Raw genomic sequence first — 1,509 nt, forward strand, 5'->3', positions numbered from 1 at the left:
GCGATAGTGTGCCGCGAGAGCGATCTCGAGGCCGCCGCCCAGCGCCGCACCGTGGATCGCCGCAACGACAGGCTTGCGGCTCGCTTCGATCCGGTTGCACACGTCGGGGAGCGTGGGAGGAAGCGGCGGCTTGCCGAACTCGCGGATGTCCGCACCGCCGATGAAGTTGCGCCCCGCGCCGATCAGCAGCACTGCATCAACAGCAGCATTCGTTTCAGCCGCTTCGATCGCAAGTTGTAGTTCATATCGCACGCGCGCAGCGAGGGCGTTGACGGGTGGATGGTCTACGCGCACCACGAGAATGCGACCGCGCAGTTCTCGTTTGATGACGTCGCTAGATGTTTCTTGGGACATCGCCCTTGTCTCCATGTGTCTGGTTAGGACGATTGTGGAAGGCCGCTATTGCATTGACAATCCAACTGGTGCTTGACGCACTGTTAACTGAAAGTTGACGTTTAGTTGTTGTCGATGAGGCGAAGCGAAGAAAACCGGCCTCTTCAGGACCAGATTTGCGCGAGGGATATGATCTCCGCACGCAGATAGTCAATCAGCGCTTGCGTCGCCGGCGACGGATAGCGATTAGGCAGCGTCACGATATACAGCACATCTTGCGGTCCCGCGACACGATATTGGGGGAGCACGTGCACCAGTCCACAAGTCGCGCTCGCATACGGCACATAGGCCGGCAAAAGCCCGATACCCATGCCCTCACACACCGCCTCCGCCAGAAAGGGAAAGTCGGACGATTGCAGCGCGGGCTGCATTGTGATGGCGTGGACATCAGCCTCGTCATGTCGATGCGTGAGCGTCATCGTGACGCGCCGGTCCGGGTGCGGCGCCGCGACCAGCGTATGCCCTTCGAGGTCCGCCGGACGTTCGATTGGACCATGTTTCTCCAGATAGCCGCCCGAGGCGTACAAGTTCCAGTCGATCGGGCAGATGTTGCGCGCCACGCAATCCAACGGCGGGGTCCGCGTGATCCGCAACGCGACGTCGACCTCCGCGGCGATCAGATCTTCGATCCGGTTGTTGAAGGTGACATTGAGCGTGATGCCCGGATGCATACGCGCGAATTCGCGCAGCTTCGATCCGATGAACATCCGACCGAATCCAGTGGGCACGCTGATGCGAACGCGGCCGATCAAGGTTTGCCCGAGGCTCTCGATCGATGCGCGAGCCGTATTCAGGTCTTCCAGCATGCGCCGGCCGCAGTCATAGAGCGTGTGCCCGGCTTGCGTCAGTTCAAAGTTTCTCGTGGAGCGGCGCAGCAGTTGCGTGCCCGTTTCGCGTTCCAGGAGCTTGAGCCGCTGGCTGACGTTCGCGCGCGTCATGCCGAGCTTGCGCGCGGCGGCGCTGAGGCTGCGCGATTCGACGATCTCGACAAACAAGCCGATGAGGTTCAGGTCCATGATCTGGGTCAGGATGTGCCCCTTCGCCATAGTCGTCAAGAAAACTGAAAGTAGTCATTCGGTGCGTCTGCCATTGGATGGAGGCCGCCCGGAATGAGCG

The 1,509-nt window shown here is 60.8% G+C and carries 2 protein-coding genes; both read right to left on the reverse strand.

Features of this window, described 5'->3' with window-relative positions; translation table 11 throughout:
• The coding region (locus AWB67_RS37570; RefSeq protein WP_200822424.1) for an enoyl-CoA hydratase-related protein at positions 1–354 on the reverse strand (354 nt) is incomplete at its 3' end.
• 143 nt (positions 355–497) lie between these two features.
• Positions 498–1,409 carry a LysR family transcriptional regulator gene (locus AWB67_RS37575; RefSeq protein WP_087660830.1) on the reverse strand — a complete coding sequence of 304 codons (912 nt, stop codon included), beginning with the start codon at positions 1,407–1,409 and terminating at the stop codon, positions 498–500.
• Between the last annotated feature and the right edge of the window lie 100 nt (positions 1,410–1,509).

Source organism: Caballeronia terrestris (assembly GCF_001544515.1).
Lineage (GTDB): Bacteria > Pseudomonadota > Gammaproteobacteria > Burkholderiales > Burkholderiaceae > Caballeronia > Caballeronia terrestris.